The sequence below is a fragment of the Adlercreutzia muris genome (assembly GCF_041223505.1).
Taxonomy (GTDB): domain Bacteria; phylum Actinomycetota; class Coriobacteriia; order Coriobacteriales; family Eggerthellaceae; genus Adlercreutzia; species Adlercreutzia muris.
Genome location: NZ_JBCLQK010000005.1, coordinates 1 through 16,601, shown reverse-complemented (window position 1 = coordinate 16,601; position 16,601 = coordinate 1). Strand labels below are relative to the sequence as shown.

Below are 16,601 nucleotides of genomic sequence, written 5' to 3'. Positions count from 1 at the left end.
CTACCCCAATTCCGCGAGAGCCGCTTCCCCCCAAATACCCCGATTCAACGATTTCTCGCGCCCCCGACGCCATGCCACCATGGGGCCATCGCGGGGCAAGAGGCGCCGCGAGGCAACATCCCCGATACCTAAGGGAGGACAAGGGAAATGAGCAAGGAGAACCTGAAGGGCATGTCCCGTCGCTCGTTCATCGGCATGGGCGCCATGGCCGCCGCGGCGGCCGGCGTGGCGGGCCTGGCCGGCTGTGCGCCTGCCGCCAACGGCAACGCGAGCGCAACCGATGCCGCCGGCACTGACCCGGCAGCCCAGGGAGCCGGCGCGAGCGATGTGCACATCCATAACGTCACCGATACCAGCTGGATGACGCCCCCGGCCGAGGTGACCGAGTTCGCCACCGAAATCGACTGCGACGTTGTCGTCGCGGGCATGGGCTACGCCGGCATGTGCGCATGCCGCGAGCTGGCCGAGCAGGGCAAGAAGGTCGTCATGATCGAAAAGCAGCCCGAGGACAGCTTCGCCGCCGTGGGCAACGAGTTCGCTTCGCTGAACGCAGCTATCTTGAAGGAGCGCGGCGTGCCGCACATCGATCCGGTGGAGTTCTACCAGAACTTCATGAAGATCACCTCGAATATGCCGAACCCGTCTTTGGTCATGAAGTTTGCCCAGAACTCCGAGGCCAACTCCAACTGGTACCTCGATCAGCTGACCGACGATGACTTCGCATCCATGACCACGGCGTTCTTCCCGCCCACCGAGCATCAGATGAGCGAGCTTTCCGGCATCAAGTTCTGGGCCAGCGTCTGCTCGTTCTACGGCCAGGAGTGCAACCAGACCAAGATCATCCTTTCCAACAAGGCCGCTGCCGAGGACAAAGGCGCCGAGTTCCACTTTGGCACTACCGCCGAGTACGTCATCATGGAGAACGGCGCGGTCGCGGGCCTCGTGGCGAAGGACGACAGCGGCTACATCAAGGTGAACAGCAAGGCCGTCGTCATCGCCTGCGGCGGCATGGGCGGCAGTCCCGAGATGATGGCCTACTTCATGCCCGACATGGCCCAGGCCCTTGCCGGCAACGACGCGCTGACCTCCATGTCGGCCAACGACGGCCGCGGCGTGCAGATGGCCTACTGGGCCGGCGCGCACCTGGAGACGACCCCGGTGGCCGGCATGAACATGAAGGGCCTGGCTGTGCCCGGCAAGATGAACTGCCTGCCCCAGGCCGTATGGATCGATGAGTCTGGTAAGCGCTTCGCCAACGAGTACTATCCTACCAGCGAGCAGCGCGGCTATCAGACGGTGTTCATGAGCCGCAAGACCAAGTACGCCGTGGTGGACAACAACTTCACCGACTACCGCCAGTACACCCTGCCCCAGCACGCCGGCTTTACCGCCAACGAGGAGAACATCTCCTCCCTGCGCGAGTCCCTGGACACCGCCTATGCCAAGTTCAAGGGCACCTACGAAGAGCCCGAGCAGACCGAGGAAGAAGGCCCGGGCGGCCACGGCCCCATGACCCAAGTGGAGTGGATCGCCGACGACACCCTCGAGGGCCTCGCGTCCCAGATGGGCCTTTCTGGCGACGCCGTCACCGAGTTCGTCGCTCAGATGGAGCGTTGGAACGGCTACTGCGACGCTGGCGTGGACGAGGAGTTTGGCCGTGCGAAGGAAGTGCTCTTCCCGGTGAAGGACGGCCCCTTCTACGCCTGCACCTTCGACCCGGTGCTCGGCGAGACCATGGTCACCATGGGCGGCATCATCACCGACGGCGAACAGAACGCGCTGGACGCCAACTACGAGCCCATCCCCGGCCTGTATGTGTCGGGCAACGACTGCGGCCGCCGCTTCGGCACCGAATACGTGACCCCCATTCCCGGCTGCTCGCTCGCTTTCGCGCTGGTGCTCGGCCGCGAGTGCGGCAAGTCCGTGGCGAAGTTCCTCGGCTAGTAATGTCAGCAGGTCGGAGCGCCGCCGACATCGGCCGCGCTCCGACCCATCTGAAACGCCATTCCCGCTGCGGGGCCTTCTCCCTCCCGGCTGCCGCAGATCATCAATAAAGCCCCCGGCCGCTCCCTCCCCGGCCGGGGGCTTTTCGTCTGCGAAAAGAATGCCCGGCTCCCGGCCGGGCATCGTCGCCTTCGTTGCATGCGGCGAATCTGGTGCTCCTACTCCTCCCGCAGCCACAGGCCCGTCTTGCCGCCGTCCTTCTTCAGCAGGCGCACCTCGCTGATCTCCATACCGCGATCCACCGCCTTGCACATGTCGTACACAGTGAGGCAGGCCACGGAAGCAGCCGTCAGCGCCTCCATCTCGATGCCGGTCTTGCCGGTCACGCCGCAGGTGCACGTCACGTGAATGCCCACACGGCCGTCGGCGCGCTCGCCCTCGCGCACCGGCGCGCACTCCACCTTGGCCTTCGTGATGTTCAGCGGATGGCACATGGGGATGAGATCGCTCGTCTTCTTCGCGGCCATCACCCCGGCTACGCGCGCGCAGGCCAGTACATCGCCCTTAGCCGCCCTGCCCTCCACAATGAGCGCCAGCGTTTCCGGCTTCATGGAGATGAAGCCCTCGGCCACGGCCACGCGCTCGGTGTCGGCCTTCTGCGAGACGTCCACCATCCGCACATCACCGTTCTCGTCGATATGGGTCAGCTCGCTCATTTATCCTCCTATTTGACTCATCTTGCGGTCAGTGCCCACCTTGTCGTGGTGCTCGTCGGGCTTGGCGCCCAGGGCGCGCAGAAGCACGGCGCGCACGGCCCCGTCGTCGCCGGCCCGCAGGGCGGCCCGCACATCGTACTCCGTATCGGAGAACAGGCAGGGGCGCACCTTGCCATCGGCAGTCACCCGCAGGCGGTTGCACTCGCTGCAGAAGTGGCGCGACAGGGGGCTGATGAACCCCACGCTGCCTCGGGCTCCGGGAAACTCGAAGTAGCGGGCCGGCCCCCAGCCAAGGGGCTTGGCGGCCCCGGCGGCCCGCAGCGAGGGCAGCCCCGCCGCCACGGCCCGGCGGTTGATGGCCTGGAACAGCTCCTCAGAGGGAATGACGTCGCCCTTCCCCCACCCGGTCCCGGCATCCTCGCTCGTGTCTCCCACGGGCATGTACTCGATGAAGCGCACATGGAGGGGCCGGTCGATGGACAGCTTGGCGAAGGCGAGGAAGTCCTGTTCGAGGCTGCGCACGGCCACGGCGTTCACCTTCACAGGGTTGAGCCCGGCCGCGAGCGCGGCATCGATGCCGGCGAGCGTATCCTCAAGCCGTCCCACCCGAGTGATGGTGCGGAACTGGTCGGGATCCAGCGTGTCCAGGGAGATGTTCACCCGCGACAGGCCCGCGGCCCGCAAATCGTCGATCATGGCCGGTAGGAGCACCCCGTTAGTGGTCATGGACACGTTCTCGATTCCGGGGATATCGGTGATGGCGTCCACCAGATCGACCACGCCCTTGCGCACGAGCGGCTCGCCGCCCGTGAGGCGCACGCTCCTGATGCCGAGGCCGGCGGCCACCCGCACCAAGCGCTCGATCTCCTCGATACGCAGGATCTCGTCGTGGCCCATGGAGCACACGCCGTCGGCGGGCATGCAGTACACGCAGCGGAAATTGCACCGATCCGTCAGCGAGATGCGCAGATAATCGATCACGCGCCCATGCGAATCTTTCAAGGCTCCCCCTTGCTTCGTCTCTCGGAAGCCATTATACACAAGCGCGAATAAACCGCCAAGCGCCGACGGGCCGCGCCGCTACTCCCCCGCCGTCGCCTCGTCCACGAGGCGGATCAGCTCCTGATGGGAGTGCACCCCCAGCTTCCCGTAGATGTTGCGGGTATGGGTGCGCACGGTGTTCCACGAGATGGAGAGCTTGCTGGCGGTGGTGGAGGAGTTGTAGCCCATGGCCAGGCAGCGCAGCACATCGGTCTCGCGGGGCGAGAGTTGGTAGGCTGTCGCCAGCTGGTCGATGGCCACGCCGAAGCGCCCCTTGCGCACCGGCTCGCCCTCCGCAGAGCCGTCGGTCTCGTCGCCGGCGGCCAGATCCTGACGCAACAAGTCGCCGAGCGAGGGCGCGCCCTCCTCGGCCGGGGCGAACAGCCGGTCGAACTCGCGTTCCGAGAAGATGATGAAGGCACAGGCGAGCACCACGAGCGCCATGATCATGTAGGCGAATGACTCGCCGATGGCCCCGAACAGGGAGCCGAGCGCCTGCACGCCGAACAGCCACCCCAAACCGCTGCCGAGCAGATAGGCCCCGTAGCCGTAGCCGAACACGATCACTGCGGAGATGCGCCGCTGATACACGATGAAGGCGAGCGTGCACCACAAAAACAGCTCGAATACCACACTCGCCAGCGACACAACCTGGGCGAGCACCGTGTGCAGCACCGACACGAGCGGCAGGCAGGCCACGAGCGCCACCGAGGCCACCATCACGATGGAATAGGCCTTGCCGAAGTTGAGCTTATCGCCTTCGGTGCCGACGGCCACGCATGCCAGGGCCGCGGCCAAGAGCATCCGCACCACCATGACGAGGCGCGATCCGTTCAGCGTGGTGCCGATGGGAGACACGGCCACCACCGATGCGTACACCGACGACACGATGCACGAGAACACGAACACCACGGCCAGAAGCTTCCAGAACGACCGCGGGAGCGCAGACCGCGTGACAACGCGGCCGCTTACGGGAACAGTCTCATCGCTGTAGCGGGAAAGCGAGGCCATGCAGCCTGCCAACAAGGGCAGCCCCACAAAGGCCACGATGCCGGCCAAGGCCGGGCCTCCCGACACCGGCCCCCAGGAAGGCGACCCTACGACGACGAAGAAGGCGCAGGCCACGAGCACCTGGGAGAAAGCAACGTAGGCAATCACCTGGCGCGGCGGTAACGCGCCGTAGAGCTGGGCGCAGCGCAGGGCGATGACGCCCAGACCCGCGCCGAGGCAGAATCCCCCGACGCGGAAGAGCGCATAGATAGCCTCCGCCGGGAGGTACGCCGTCAGATAGTAGGGGCCGATGGCGATGACGAGGGCGTTGCCCGCCGCAGCCAGCACGCCGGCCGCAATCGCCGTCCGTGGCCGGCGAAGCGCCTCCCGTACCCGGGGAGCCGCGAACGTGGCAGCCAGAAGAACCACCCCCGCCGCCAGCGAGGCGTAGATGTACAGCGATGACAGGTTCGCCCCGTCCACCTCAGTGTCCGACAGCCACGCCGTCCCCGAGCTGGCAATGCAGATGGATGCGAGCCACGCGCCCAGCGACAGGTACGGCAGCGCCGGCCACGCCTTCACGAGCTTCGCCAGAAACGTCCGCGTCGCGGTCATGTCCCTCCCCCTCAACGGGGGAAGCGCTCCGCACATCGCGGAGCGCTTCCCGTCATTGTCGTCCGGCTACGATACCACATCCAACTCGTCAGAGAAGGCGGCCGCAGATCGAACGGACGCAGCCTCCTCACGCCGGTCGACGAGAGCCCGCCCCACGCGGGTAAGCCCGTAGGCGACGAACACCACCGAGTACACCGCCACCGATGCCGAGGAGGCCGCGCCGCCGTGCAGGGCCGAGGGCAGGAGCATCAGCAGCAGGTGCACGTACACGAGGGCGAAGAAGGGGTAGGCCAGCTTCTGCACCCGCTTCCACGTGTCAGTGCGCATGCGCTTCTTCACGAAGGCGAACGACGTCACGCCGAGTACCACGAGCAAGACGAGCAGCACCACAGCCAGGGCGAAGGAGGCCACCACGTTGCCACTCACCGCACCGGAGCCCAGAAGGCGCGGCAGATAGCTTTCCAGGTACACCGCCATGTGCCCGAGCGAGAGGAACCACGCCACGATGGACAGCTCGCTGCGCACCGGCTTGAGCCACCTGTAGGCGCGCCCCTCCCGGGACAGGCAGCCGATGAACATGACCACGGTGAACAGCGCGAGTGCCAGCTCGCACTTCTGCACGAGCACGAACAGCGGGCTCCATACCGCACGCGGCAGCCCGAAGAACACGCCGTACACGTACAGCACGTCCATAGCGATGGCCGCCAGATAGAAGGCCAGCGGGCAGGCCTTCAGGGGGTTGCGCAGCGCGAAGCACGCTGCCACCGACGCGGCAAGAATGAGGGCGAAATCCATGGTACTACCTTTCTCCCAGACGCTGCTCGAGCTCCACGGCCATGGAGTCCAGAAGGGCGGCGTCCTCCTGGAAGAAGCCCTTGGACACCTTCAGCACCCCGCGGTAGAAGCGCGTCTCCAGAAGCAGCAGGGCCAGCTCCTGGAACCTGTCGAACCACGACAGGATGTGGTCGGCCAGAAACGCCCGGGAGAGGCGCACCTGGCGCAGGGCCTCGGCATCGTCGCCGGCCTTAAGCGCCGCCGCGATGCGGTCGGAGACGACCACGAGGAACTCGCACATGAACGACAGATGGTCGTGGGGGAAGTCGTAGCCCTCGGCCTTGGCCACGTGGTTGGCCTTGTACAGCTGGAACACCTCGTGGTAGGCGTCCTGGAACATGAGCCCCTCGTCGCTCGTGTGCACGCTCTCGTAGGGCACCGCGTAGCGGCCCTTCCACGACGAGGTGCCGGCGAACGCGCTCGTGAAGTCCACGGCCAGCTCCTGGCGGGTGCCGGAATTGCGCTTGCGCAGGTAACGGCTCATGTCGTTCAGCCCATCGGCGAACAGCTCGTTCACATCGGCGTACTCCGACCAGTCGGTCTCGGCGATGTTCTCGATCTGCTCGGCGGAAAGCGGGCGGAAGTAGATGGCCGCCAGCATATCGTAGAAGGCAGCCCGCCCCCGGCAGGCCGCGATCATCTCCTCGGTGATATCGGCATCGGGCGCCTGCCCGTCCCTCAACTGCTCCTCCATCGGTCCCTCTCCTCACGTCGTCGGTTGCTCCCATTATAGCTGTAGCGCAAAGACGCCGTCCTCGCCCGGCCCGGCTGCGCCCGAGACGCGCAAGGGCGATCAAGGGCGGCGTCTTTGCCCTGCACAGAGGGCTGCAGATCGCGGCTGCGGCGCCTGTCCGCGCCCCGAGGGGCCCCGGCCGCCGGGTCGGGAGGGAGCGGCGGCCGGGAAGCCTGGGAAAGTGAGGGGCGCCCGCAGGCTGGGCGCGGCGCACCCCTCGCGCGGTAGGCGGGCTACTGCTTCTCGTAGCGGGTGACCTCCACGGGCTCATCCTGCCACTTGGCGGTCTTCTCCGAGAGGATGTAGACCGTCGTGGGGGAAAGGCTCGCGGGATCCCACAGGTAGTGGGCATTCTCGCCGGCGGCGGCAACGGCCTTGGAGGCCGCGCTCTCCGGGTCGTCCAAATCGCCGAAGACGCGGGCGCCGCAGCAGCAGTTGTGAACGCAGGCCGGCTCCCAGTTCTCGTCGTTGCGACGCTGATAGCACAGCGTGCACTTCTCGATGGTATTGGTCTTCGGGTCCATGTGGCGCACGCCGTAGGGGCAGCCCTTGAGGCAGCTCTCGCAGCCGATGCAGTCCTCGGTGTTCACGAGCACCACGCCGGTCTCCTCGTCGCGGTAGGAGGCGCCGGTGGGGCACACCTCGATGCAGCCGGGGTTCTCGCACTGCTGGCACTGCATGGGCAGCCAGTACATCTCGATGTCCGGGAAGGTACCCACAGGCCCCACGGCGGACACGTGGTTGCGCACCACGCCCAGGCCCATCTGATTCTCGTGCTTGCAGGCGGCCACGCAGGAGTCGCAGCCCGAGCAGCGGTCCAAATCGATGACAAGCGTATTTTTCATTAGAACACATCCTTCGTCTGGGCTTCAGCGAGCATTTCGGCGGTCGGCATGAAGGGCTCGAACTCCTCGGCCTCCACCCAGATGTTCTCCGGGCGGGTGGACTTCTCGATCTTCACCGTGAAGCCGCGGTTGGTATAGGAGCCGTAGACCTCGTTGAAGGGGGCGTCGTTCTTGGTGAGCACGTTCACGTTGCACTCGCGCCAGCCGCCGGTGGGGTTGGTCTGGGAGGCGTCGTAGCACTCGGGGTTCCAGAAGCGCTCCATCCACACGGTCTTGGGGTGGACGCCCTCGGTCAGGTAGGCACGGGCGTGCACCTCGCCGCGGCGGCTCGTCACCTTCACCCAATCCATGTGCTCGATGCCCAGCTCCTTGGCGCTGGCCGGGTTGATGCGGATCTCGGCGCAGGGGAACAGCTCGCGACTGAACGGCGCATGGCGCATGGTGCCGTGGTGGAAGTAGGGCACGCGTCCGCTCGTCAGCACGAAGGGGTACTCGGCGTCGTAGCCCGGCATGCCCTCGTACGGGCTCTCCACCGGCTCGATGGGCACGCAGATGGGGCTGTAGTCCTCGCAGGCCTCCTGGGGCTCGGGATAGCAGAACGGATACCCGTTGCGCGCCAGCTTCAGCAGGATCTGGCAGTAGGTCTCCACCTTGCGCGACTCGGTGCCGAAGCCCGCGGGCAGCCCGTCGTCGGCGATCTCCTCATGCTGGTTGTACTTCCAGTAGTCGGGGGTGACGTGCGGCACGTACTCGTCCACATTGGCCTGCAGCGTCTCCCAGTCGGGGGCGCCGAGCGTGTCGGCCACGCCCTGCTTGACGGCGGCCTCGGTGGGGCTGCCCAGGTAGGCCGTGCCCTCGCCGAGCTCCAGGCCGCCGGGAATGTGGCCGCCCCACAGCTCGCGGCACTTCTCCACCACCTGGGCGGCCGGGATGGAGTGGGACACGGTCTCGCCGATGTGCACGCACTCGTTCTGCAGCCACTGGGTATCCAGCTGGCTCATGTTCACCATGGGCTCCTCCAGCCACTCGCGCAGCGGGAAGACCAAATCGCACGCCTCGATGTGGAAGGAGGTGAGGTGCGGGTACTGGCCGATGATGTAATCCACCTCGGGGAACACCTCGTACCAGGACTTCGCGTTGCCGAGCATGGCCAGCTTGTTGCCGGACATGTCGAACCACACGCGGGGCTTGTAGGGCTCGCCGGTGGCGATGGCGTTGCGCACCGTGGGAATGTGGGAGTGGCACCAGGCGTAGAGGCCCTTGTGGTCCTTCATGCCCAGGCGGTCCTGCAGCAGCTTGTTCAGGGTCTTCTGGGAATCGGGCATGACCTTGCCCAGCTCCTTGATGCGCGCCTCGTTCTCGGCGTCGGACATGCCGATGACCGCGCCCACGCCGTACATATCGGAGAACATGCCGTCGAAGCCGTTGTTGTAGGTGAGCGGGCGCGTCGGCGCGGCAACCTCGCCGGTGGGGCCGAACACACCGGAGGCCTTCTTGGTCATGGTGACGCCGGGCTTGTTGATGCGGCCCATGATGGAGTCCAGGCCCATGCAGCCCAGCGGCACCTGGGAGGCCGACTCGGTCATGTCGGAGGCCACGCCGTTGGCGATGCCGCCGTTGTTCTCCACGTACAGCTTGATGGCCGCCTCGATCTTGTCAGCCTGGAGCCAGCACTCCTCGGCGGTCTTCTCGAGCGTCCAGGGCTCGGCCTCCTCCTTGTAGATCTGGCCGGCCGTCTTGTACTGCTTGCCGTTGAACTCGCCGGCCCAGAAGACCTCCGGATCCACCGTCGCGTCGGCCGGAGCGGAGTACTCGAAGGGAGCCACGGCGTTCGTCTTCAGATCGAAGCACACATAGGCCGGGGTGTTCTCGGGCGTAGTCTGCTGGAAGTCGGGGAACAGCTCCTGGGCCTTCACCGGCAGCTTGGTATCGGGGTCGATGAGGAAGGGCAGGTTCGTCCAGTACTTCGTGAACTCCTCGTCGTAGAGCTTGTTCTCGAAGATGTAGCGGAACCACGAGAGCAGCAGCTTCGTATCGGTGCCGGGACGCACGGGCAGCCACACGTCGGCCTTCACGGCGTCGGGCGAGAAGTTCGGGTCCACGACCACGGTCTTCACGCCGGCGGCGCGCAGCTCCGCCATGCCGCGGCCCGACTCGGCCGTCTCGGACACCGAGGGCTGGGCGCCCCAGATGACGACGACCTCGGTCTTGTTGTCAGTTACCTTGAAGATCTCCTGCACGGCGTTGTCGGCAATGGACTGGTCGTCGCCGCCGTAGAAGAGCTTCGACATGGACCAGCGGGGCAGGTAGCACTGGGCGCAGCCCGGCTCGAACACCGTGGGGCTGCCGAAGGCCATGGGCAGCGTCATGGCCTCCATGAACGAGTAGGACCCGCCGCCGCCCACGCTGGCGAAGAAGGCGTAGTTGCCGTACTGGTCGATGGCCTCCTTGATATGGGTGGCCGCCTCGGTGATGGCCTCGTCCCAAGAGATGACCTCCCATTTGTTCTCGCCGCGCTCGCCGGCTCGGCGCAGCGGGTGCAGGATGCGGCGGGGGCTGTACATGGTGTGCAGCTGGTTCAGGCCCTTGATGCAGAGCGAGCCGCGCGAGACCGGGGCCTCGGGATCGCCCTCGAGCTTCACCACCACGCCGTCCTTCATGTAGGCGATGGCCGGGCACATCTGAATGCAGCCGTGGCAGCTCGTGCGAACGCGCGTGAGCCCCTCGGTGCTCGATACCACATCGCCGGTGCCGGCGAGCCCCTCCTCGGGGGCCGCGTCCTGCATGCAGCCGGCCATGGAGGCGCCCACAGCCGCCGCCGCGCCCGCCAGCGCGGACACCTTGACGAAGCTGCGCCGTGTCAAGCTGGTCTTTGACATAGAATTTCCTCTCCTCTTACGTTGCTTGCTATGCTTGTCCGTCTACCTTTAGTTCTTCCAGAAACTCCCTTCCCTCCTCGGTCAACGTCCAACCGTCTTTCCAAACCAGAGCGCCTGCGCGCTCGAGCTTGTCCACGAAAACTGAGGGCTGCATCGTCTCCGGCCGCCCGTCGATGACGGTCTGCAGCGTGGGACGCCCGTCCAGAAATGCCTCTATGTCGCGGTAGGGCCGCGCCTCGGCGGCCACGTATTCCAAAAGCTCGCGGTAAGTGTCCGCCCGGCCGGGATCCAGGCCCAGCAGATCCACCAGGCGCGCGGAGGGCTTGTTGTACTCCACAAAGTAGGCGCCCACCTCGGTGGTCTTGAAGGAGATAGCGGCCACCAGGTCGTCCACCTCGTCTTCGGTGAGGCCCTCCTTCTGCGCCGCGGTCACGGGCTCGCCGGTCTCGTCGCGCTCAATCAGCTCCAAACCGTGGGCCTTCGCGAGCGAGGTGAGCAGGTAGTATTGGTTTTGCGTGGCCAGATTGAACTGGGGCAAGGCCGCGATGAAGTCCTCAGCCTCGCGCAGCGGGCGCTCTGTCTCGCAGAAGGCGAGCGTCTTGTAGAGAATCTCGCGGTTCAGGGGATGCCGCATCACCGTGCGGTTCAGCGCCGCGAGCTTCTCCTCGAAGGTGAGTTCGTCTGCCGGGGGAAGATCCTCGGCTGCCAGGGAGGCGTCGCACACCCGGGCAGCGTCCTGCTCGCCCACGCCGTTGAAATCAGGTTCCCGCACCGCGGGGTTCGCATCGGAATAATCAGTCATGGCGTACTTCGCATCCGCTCGGATGCGATCCTCCTCCCCCGTAGATCATGCTCCTCCGCGTCGCATGCCGTCCCCCGCAGGGGCGCTTCATCGCTCCGGGCCGCAACGCTTACCGTGCCCCAATATAACGATGCGGGCAGCCGCTCGACCACCCGCATACTGTCTGAAATTGAGGCTAATTAGGAGGAAATTTCTCACGCAGTATGAGTGAGTGACAGAATCTACCTGGGAAAAGAGCAAAACCCTAGCGCGTCACGAGATACACTTTGTCCGGCGGGATGCGCACCCACAGCTCTTCGCCCACCTCTGGCAGCGGCACCGTCCCCTCGCGCTTGCTCACGCGCCAGAACAGGTGCTGATGCAAGTAGCTCATCTCGTTGTCGTCGAAGGCCGCGGGCCGCTCGGCGTTCCCTGCCTCCCGATCCAGAAAGCCCAGCAGCACCGTGCGCTCGAAGCGGGAATCGCTTGTGCGGTCCACCCGCACCCGGTAGCAGTTCTCGCCTGGACCTTCCGCCCGCTCTACGGCAAAGGCCCGCACGCCCAAGCAGATGGCCCCCTCCGGCACCGGGGCCACAGTTCCCACCGTAATGCCCCAGCGCGGCAAGAACACCGCGTGCTCGCCTGCGAGCACGGCCGGCGTGGCGTTCTTGCAGCCGGACAGCTTCAGCCCCGCCACCGACTGGGGACGGTTCACGAGACCGTCGGCGGGACCCATCTCCATGATGCGCCCCGCCTCTACCACGGCAATGCGGTCGCAGAAGCGCAGCGCCTCGTCGATATCGTGGCTCACGTACAGGATGGTGCCCCCATAGGCCTCGAACAGGCTCACGAGGCTCTGCTCGAGCACGCCTTTCAAATGAGCATCCAAGGCGCTGAAGGGCTCGTCCAGCATGAGAATGCCGGGCCGGGCCGCGAGCATCCGAGCCAGGGCCACGCGCTGCTGCTGCCCACCGGAGAGCTGGGAGGGGTAGCGCTGACCGAAGCCCCGTAGGCCGAAGCGCGCAAGTTCCTCGGAGATGATGCGGGCCCGCTCGTCACGCCCCACCTCGCGCCCGATGCCCGCGCCGATGTTCTCAGCCACGGTCAAGTTCGGGAACAGCATATAGTTCTGGAACAGAAGCGCCGTCTTGCGCTGCTGGGGCGTCAGGTTGATTCGGGCCTCCGAATCGAAGAACACGCGATCGTTCACGACGATGCGCCCCTCGTCCGGTGTCTCGATGCCCGCGATGCAACGCAGCGTCAGGCTCTTGCCGCAGCCCGACGCCCCCAGAAAGCCCAGGGTCTCGTCCCCCGCCTCGAAGGCCACGTCCAGCGTGAACGAGCCGTAGCTCTTCCGAATAGCCACCGATAGGCTCATCGCTCCCCTCCTTCTGCACTCCGTCGGCCGCCCCCGCGCCGGCCCTGGCGCCGCGGCTTGGGCGAGCGTCCATCAGGGCGCGGCTGCTGGCGGTAGCGGGTCGTATGCCGGCTCCACAGATTGATGAACAGAATGACCGCGAAGCTGAACACCAAAAGCACGATGGTCCAGAACCACGTGGCCTCGGTGTTTCCGTTCATCCATTCGAAATAGATGGCGATGGGAATGGTGCGCGTCGTGCCCAGCTGGTTGCCGGCCAAAAACAGCGTGCAGCCGAACTCGCCCAAAGCCCGGGCGAAGGCGAGCACTGTGCCCGAGGCGATGGAGGACCAGGCCAGCGGCAGCATCAGCTTCATGAAGATGCGCCCGTTGGACCATCCCAGCGTGCGGGCTGCGTCCAACATGTTCGGGTCCAGGCTCTCGAAGGCCCCCCGGGCACTCCGGTACATGAGCGGGAAGGCCACCACCACAGCCGCGATAACCGTCGCCTGCCAGCTGAACACAAGCGGAAAGCCCACGTCCTGGAAGAACTGGCCGAGGGCCGTATTGCGCCCCAGGGCCATGAGCAGCAGAAAGCCGCACACCGTCGGCGGCAGCACCATGGGAATGGTGAAGATGGTGTCGAAGATGCTCTGGGCCCGCCGGGAGATGCGCAGGGTGAAATAGGCCGCCGCCAGCCCCAGGAAGAACACGAGCACGATGGCCACGCCGCAGGTCCTCAACGTCACCCACAGAGGCGAGTAGTCCATTGTCGCTAGAAACGCCCCCAGAGATTCCAGAGGCCCGGCCGCCTTGGCCACTGTCGCCTCTTCGGCGGCCACCAGGCGCGCACTGGCCATCTGGGCCGGCTGCACGGCGGCCTTCACGTCGAAGGCCTCATCAGGGCCCTCCACCGTCACGTAGAAATGGCCTTCCGTCAATTCGCGCCCGAAGGTGTAGGTGACACCTCCGACGCTCAGCGACGCATCGTGCCCGTCCCCCGGCGTCCCCGCAAACACGTACCACACGTCCTGTTCGGCGAGAGGGGCCACTCCCGCGGAGAAATTGGAATCCAACGCAGCGAGCAGCGCCTTGAGATCCTCGATCCCGTCCCCGTCATTGGCAAGGGAGAAGGCCTCGGCCATCTCGCGCGGGACGAACAGCACCGCATACTCCCTTGTGTTCACCACGGCCACGCGATCGGGGCCGCTGAGGCGATAGGTGTAGCCGTAGCTCTTCCCCTCGATATCCCGAGCCGATCCCGTGCGAGAACATTCGAAGCCCTCTACAGCGAAAGAGCACCCCTCCATGCGGGCCACGTCCCCGTCAGCCGCCACGTCCACTTCCGCGAATGCCGGCACGCCCTCGATCGGGCCCGCCGCCCCAAGAGGCCCCTCTTCACCTGTCGCGACAGTCGCTGCGTCGGCCGCCGAGCCAATCGTTCCGCCAGCCGCCTCGCCACGCGCCCCATCAGCCGTCGAGGCGGCCGCCGCGTCCGCGCCTCGGGCCATATCGCTCTCGGCCGCCCATGCCCCTCCTGTCGGTACCAGGAGAAGAAGCACGAGCAACATCGCCGCGAACCGTTGCACCATAGAACCTCTCTCAGAAAAGATGGGCGGAAAGTCTCCGCCCATCGGTGTGCCGTTTTCCACTGGCGTCCAGTGTATCGTTTTTTCGCGCCCGCGCCCAGGGACGCTCCCTAGTTCTCGGCCAGCTCAAAGCCCCATTGCTCCCAAATCTGGGCGCACTCCTCATCGGTCATGCACCAGGTGAGGAAGGCCTGGGCTGCTTCGGCGTTCTTGCTGCCAGCGCAGACGGCTCCCGGATATGTGATGGGCTTGTGGGTATCGCCCGGCACCACCGAGCAGATATCCACGCCTCCCATGCGGTACACATCAGAGGTGTACACCATGGCGATATCCACCTCACCGGACTCGGCGTACTTGCACACATCACCCACCTTGCCACCGAGGGTCACTTTGTCCTTGAGGGCATCAGAAAAGCTGCCGCCCTTGCCCGTGGCCTCAGCGCCGGTCGCACCGTCGGGCTCCCTGTAGGCGCCCACGGTGGATAGCGCCTGGCAAGCATAGTTGCCAGCCGGCACGTTCTCATCGCCCACGGCCAGGGTATAGGCACCCGCCGCGATATCGGCCAGGGTGATGTCCTTGCCCGCAAGCTCGCCGCCCTTCTTGGTCACGATGACGAGATCGTTGTTGAACATCGTCTGGCTTGTATCCTCTTGCACATAGCCCTCCTCGACGGCGGTGTCCATAGTGCCCCTCGAGGCAGTGATGAGCACGTCGGCGTACTGCCCGGCCCCAATCATCTCGACGAGAGTTCCCGACCCCTCGTACTGGGTATCGGCAAAGGTGACATTCGGATGCTGTGACGTATAGAGCTCCTGAGCCTCAGCCATGGCCTTAGTGAGCGAGTTGGCGGCGAAGATTTGAAGCTTCACCGGCTCGGCAGAGCCCTGCTCTCCCTCGCCCGTGGCCGTGGCGTTCGGCTGCTCCTGGGTCGGTTCGACATCCTTTGCCGGTTCCGGCGCCGCCTCCCCGGCGCAGCCAGCGAGCCCGAGGGCCGTCACCATCATCGTTGCCGTGAAAACGGCGAACAATCGGCGGGTCATGTTTCTCATGGGGCCTCCCTTGGTCATATTATTCTCATGCACGAATAATTCATGGTGCCATGATAGCCCTTCCCATTGCTGACCGCAAGCATCATTATTCGCCAATGAGGATAATTTTTTCCGATAGGGCCCGCGCTCGCTTGGGGCGCGGGCCCTATCGGAAAATATCGCGGAGCTACAGCGCGAAGCCCAGAGCGTCAAGAACGTACTTGGGCACCATAAAGCGCACGGTCTTCTCGGGATCCACCATCTGGCACACCTGCACGTCGGCCACAAGAGAAAGCAGCATGACCATCTCATCGGGCTTCTCCCCGGTGCGGTCGCAGATCAGATCGACCATCTCGTGCACTGCGCGATCCGCCGCGGCATCCAATGTTTCCGCCGAGGCGATCACGCCGAAATGCGTCTCGTTCTCGATGAGCGGATCGGGCACCGAAAGCTCCGGAAGCGCCGTTAGCGTCACCGTGGCATAGCCAGCCGCCTCGGCGCCCGACACGCTGATCTCGCCATCGCCCATAGCCGCGTGCATGTCTCCACAGCCGAACAGCGCTCCGTCCACGGCTACTGGGAAATACAGGGTCGCACCCGTTGTGATGGCCGTGTTATCCATGTTGCCGCCGTGACTGCCGGGTGTACCGCAGTTCACCGCCCCCGCGACCGGAGCCACTCCGATCACGCCGATCATGGGCCGCAGGGGAATGCGCAGTCGCTCGTCCCAGACGACCTCGTCGCCATCGATGGCGCACAGATGCGTGCTCCACGCCTCGAAGCGATCACCACACACGCCTTCGTCCTTGCCTGTGCAAGATGCGCTCTGCCCATCGAACTCAATAGCGTCAATGGTCACTTTCAGCGCTCCACCGGCCTTCGCCCCCTCCACGAAAATAGGACCCGTCGCTGGATTGATATGATCCCAGTCAATCTGATCGAGCTCATCTTCGGGACGCTGCACCTGATTGCCGAAGCAGTCCTTCGCGCGAATGCGCACCGTCTCGCCCGACGGCACCGTCAGGGCCGGCTCCAACGTCTTGTCAAAAGCGTAGAGTACCTTCTCATCACTCAGCTCAACCATGTTCTTCTCCTCAAAATAAAAAAGACACCTTGTACGGTGTCTCTATTCTAATACATTTCGGAGAACGCTTCTCGCAGGGCCGGGCCCGGGGGGCGATGGGAAAGCGCCCCCTGCGAGCGGAACGACCTGTCCTCCCGCGGCCTCGCGCCGCAGTACTTTCGGCGA

13 protein-coding genes are annotated in these 16,601 nt (G+C 65.3%); 1 reads left to right on the top strand and 12 read right to left on the bottom strand.

Annotated elements, in window-relative coordinates; translation table 11 throughout:
* Positions 1-147: 147 nt before the first annotated feature.
* On the top strand, positions 148-1,944 hold the full coding sequence (locus tag AAK988_RS05900) for an FAD-dependent oxidoreductase (protein ID WP_369873216.1): 1,797 nt from the start codon (positions 148-150) through the stop codon (positions 1,942-1,944).
* A 218-nt stretch (positions 1,945-2,162) separates the two neighbouring features.
* Here the strand turns inward: AAK988_RS05900 and moaC are convergent, their stop codons facing one another.
* The 12 genes from moaC to AAK988_RS05840 form a co-directional block, all read right to left on the bottom strand.
* Positions 2,163-2,660: a cyclic pyranopterin monophosphate synthase MoaC gene (gene moaC / locus AAK988_RS05895; protein WP_369880496.1), complete on the bottom strand. Its 498-nt coding sequence runs from the start codon at positions 2,658-2,660 to the stop codon at positions 2,163-2,165.
* Complete coding sequence (gene moaA / locus AAK988_RS05890) at positions 2,661-3,662, bottom strand: GTP 3',8-cyclase MoaA (RefSeq protein ID WP_369880495.1); 1,002 nt, start codon at positions 3,660-3,662, stop codon at positions 2,661-2,663.
* A gap of 78 nt (positions 3,663-3,740) precedes the next feature.
* The gene (locus AAK988_RS05885; RefSeq protein ID WP_369880494.1) at positions 3,741-5,306 is read right to left on the bottom strand and encodes a helix-turn-helix transcriptional regulator; all 1,566 of its coding nucleotides are present in this window, start codon (positions 5,304-5,306) and stop codon (positions 3,741-3,743) included.
* 66 nt (positions 5,307-5,372) lie between these two features.
* Positions 5,373-6,101: a ferric reductase-like transmembrane domain-containing protein gene (locus tag AAK988_RS05880; RefSeq protein ID WP_369880493.1), complete on the bottom strand. Its 729-nt coding sequence runs from the start codon at positions 6,099-6,101 to the stop codon at positions 5,373-5,375.
* 4 nt (positions 6,102-6,105) lie between these two features.
* Positions 6,106-6,834: a TorD/DmsD family molecular chaperone gene (locus AAK988_RS05875; protein ID WP_016309133.1), complete on the bottom strand. Its 729-nt coding sequence runs from the start codon at positions 6,832-6,834 to the stop codon at positions 6,106-6,108.
* A 272-nt stretch (positions 6,835-7,106) separates the two neighbouring features.
* The gene (locus AAK988_RS05870; protein ID WP_016309134.1) at positions 7,107-7,718 is read right to left on the bottom strand and encodes a 4Fe-4S dicluster domain-containing protein; all 612 of its coding nucleotides are present in this window, start codon (positions 7,716-7,718) and stop codon (positions 7,107-7,109) included.
* On the bottom strand, positions 7,718-10,597 hold the full coding sequence (locus AAK988_RS05865; RefSeq protein WP_369880492.1) for a molybdopterin-containing oxidoreductase family protein: 2,880 nt from the start codon (positions 10,595-10,597) through the stop codon (positions 7,718-7,720). Before AAK988_RS05865 ends, AAK988_RS05870 begins: the two co-directional genes overlap by 1 nt.
* A gap of 28 nt (positions 10,598-10,625) precedes the next feature.
* Positions 10,626-11,399, bottom strand: a complete 774-nt coding sequence (locus AAK988_RS05860; RefSeq protein WP_369880491.1) for a hypothetical protein — start codon at positions 11,397-11,399, stop codon at positions 10,626-10,628.
* Positions 11,400-11,643: 244 nt separating this feature from the next.
* Positions 11,644-12,756, bottom strand: a complete 1,113-nt coding sequence (locus tag AAK988_RS05855; RefSeq protein WP_369873211.1) for a sulfate/molybdate ABC transporter ATP-binding protein — start codon at positions 12,754-12,756, stop codon at positions 11,644-11,646.
* Complete coding sequence (gene modB, locus AAK988_RS05850) at positions 12,753-14,246, bottom strand: molybdate ABC transporter permease subunit (protein ID WP_369880490.1); 1,494 nt, start codon at positions 14,244-14,246, stop codon at positions 12,753-12,755. Before modB ends, AAK988_RS05855 begins: the two co-directional genes overlap by 4 nt.
* 188 nt (positions 14,247-14,434) lie before the next feature.
* A complete protein-coding gene (gene modA / locus AAK988_RS05845; protein WP_369880489.1) occupies positions 14,435-15,373 on the bottom strand; it encodes a molybdate ABC transporter substrate-binding protein in 939 nt (312 codons plus the stop codon).
* A gap of 166 nt (positions 15,374-15,539) precedes the next feature.
* Positions 15,540-16,436, bottom strand: coding sequence for an acetamidase/formamidase family protein (locus tag AAK988_RS05840; protein WP_369873208.1), 897 nt, complete (start codon positions 16,434-16,436; stop codon positions 15,540-15,542).
* Between the last annotated feature and the right edge of the window lie 165 nt (positions 16,437-16,601).

Bases quoted from the DNA above. Each gene is read 5' to 3' on its own strand.
- AAK988_RS05900 (WP_369873216.1), top strand. From the start codon at position 148: ATGAGCAAGGAGAACCTGAAGGGCATGTCCCGTCGCTCGTTCATCGGC.
- moaC (WP_369880496.1), bottom strand. From the start codon at position 2,660: ATGAGCGAGCTGACCCATATCGACGAGAACGGTGATGTGCGGATGGTG.
- AAK988_RS05885 (WP_369880494.1), bottom strand. From the start codon at position 5,306: ATGACCGCGACGCGGACGTTTCTGGCGAAGCTCGTGAAGGCGTGGCCG.
- AAK988_RS05880 (WP_369880493.1), bottom strand. From the start codon at position 6,101: ATGGATTTCGCCCTCATTCTTGCCGCGTCGGTGGCAGCGTGCTTCGCG.
- AAK988_RS05875 (WP_016309133.1), bottom strand. From the start codon at position 6,834: ATGGAGGAGCAGTTGAGGGACGGGCAGGCGCCCGATGCCGATATCACC.
- AAK988_RS05870 (WP_016309134.1), bottom strand. From the start codon at position 7,718: ATGAAAAATACGCTTGTCATCGATTTGGACCGCTGCTCGGGCTGCGAC.
- AAK988_RS05865 (WP_369880492.1), bottom strand. From the start codon at position 10,597: ATGTCAAAGACCAGCTTGACACGGCGCAGCTTCGTCAAGGTGTCCGCG.
- AAK988_RS05860 (WP_369880491.1), bottom strand. From the start codon at position 11,399: ATGACTGATTATTCCGATGCGAACCCCGCGGTGCGGGAACCTGATTTC.
- AAK988_RS05855 (WP_369873211.1), bottom strand. From the start codon at position 12,756: ATGAGCCTATCGGTGGCTATTCGGAAGAGCTACGGCTCGTTCACGCTG.
- modB (WP_369880490.1), bottom strand. From the start codon at position 14,246: ATGGCCCGAGGCGCGGACGCGGCGGCCGCCTCGACGGCTGATGGGGCG.
- modA (WP_369880489.1), bottom strand. From the start codon at position 15,373: ATGAGAAACATGACCCGCCGATTGTTCGCCGTTTTCACGGCAACGATG.
- AAK988_RS05840 (WP_369873208.1), bottom strand. From the start codon at position 16,436: ATGGTTGAGCTGAGTGATGAGAAGGTACTCTACGCTTTTGACAAGACG.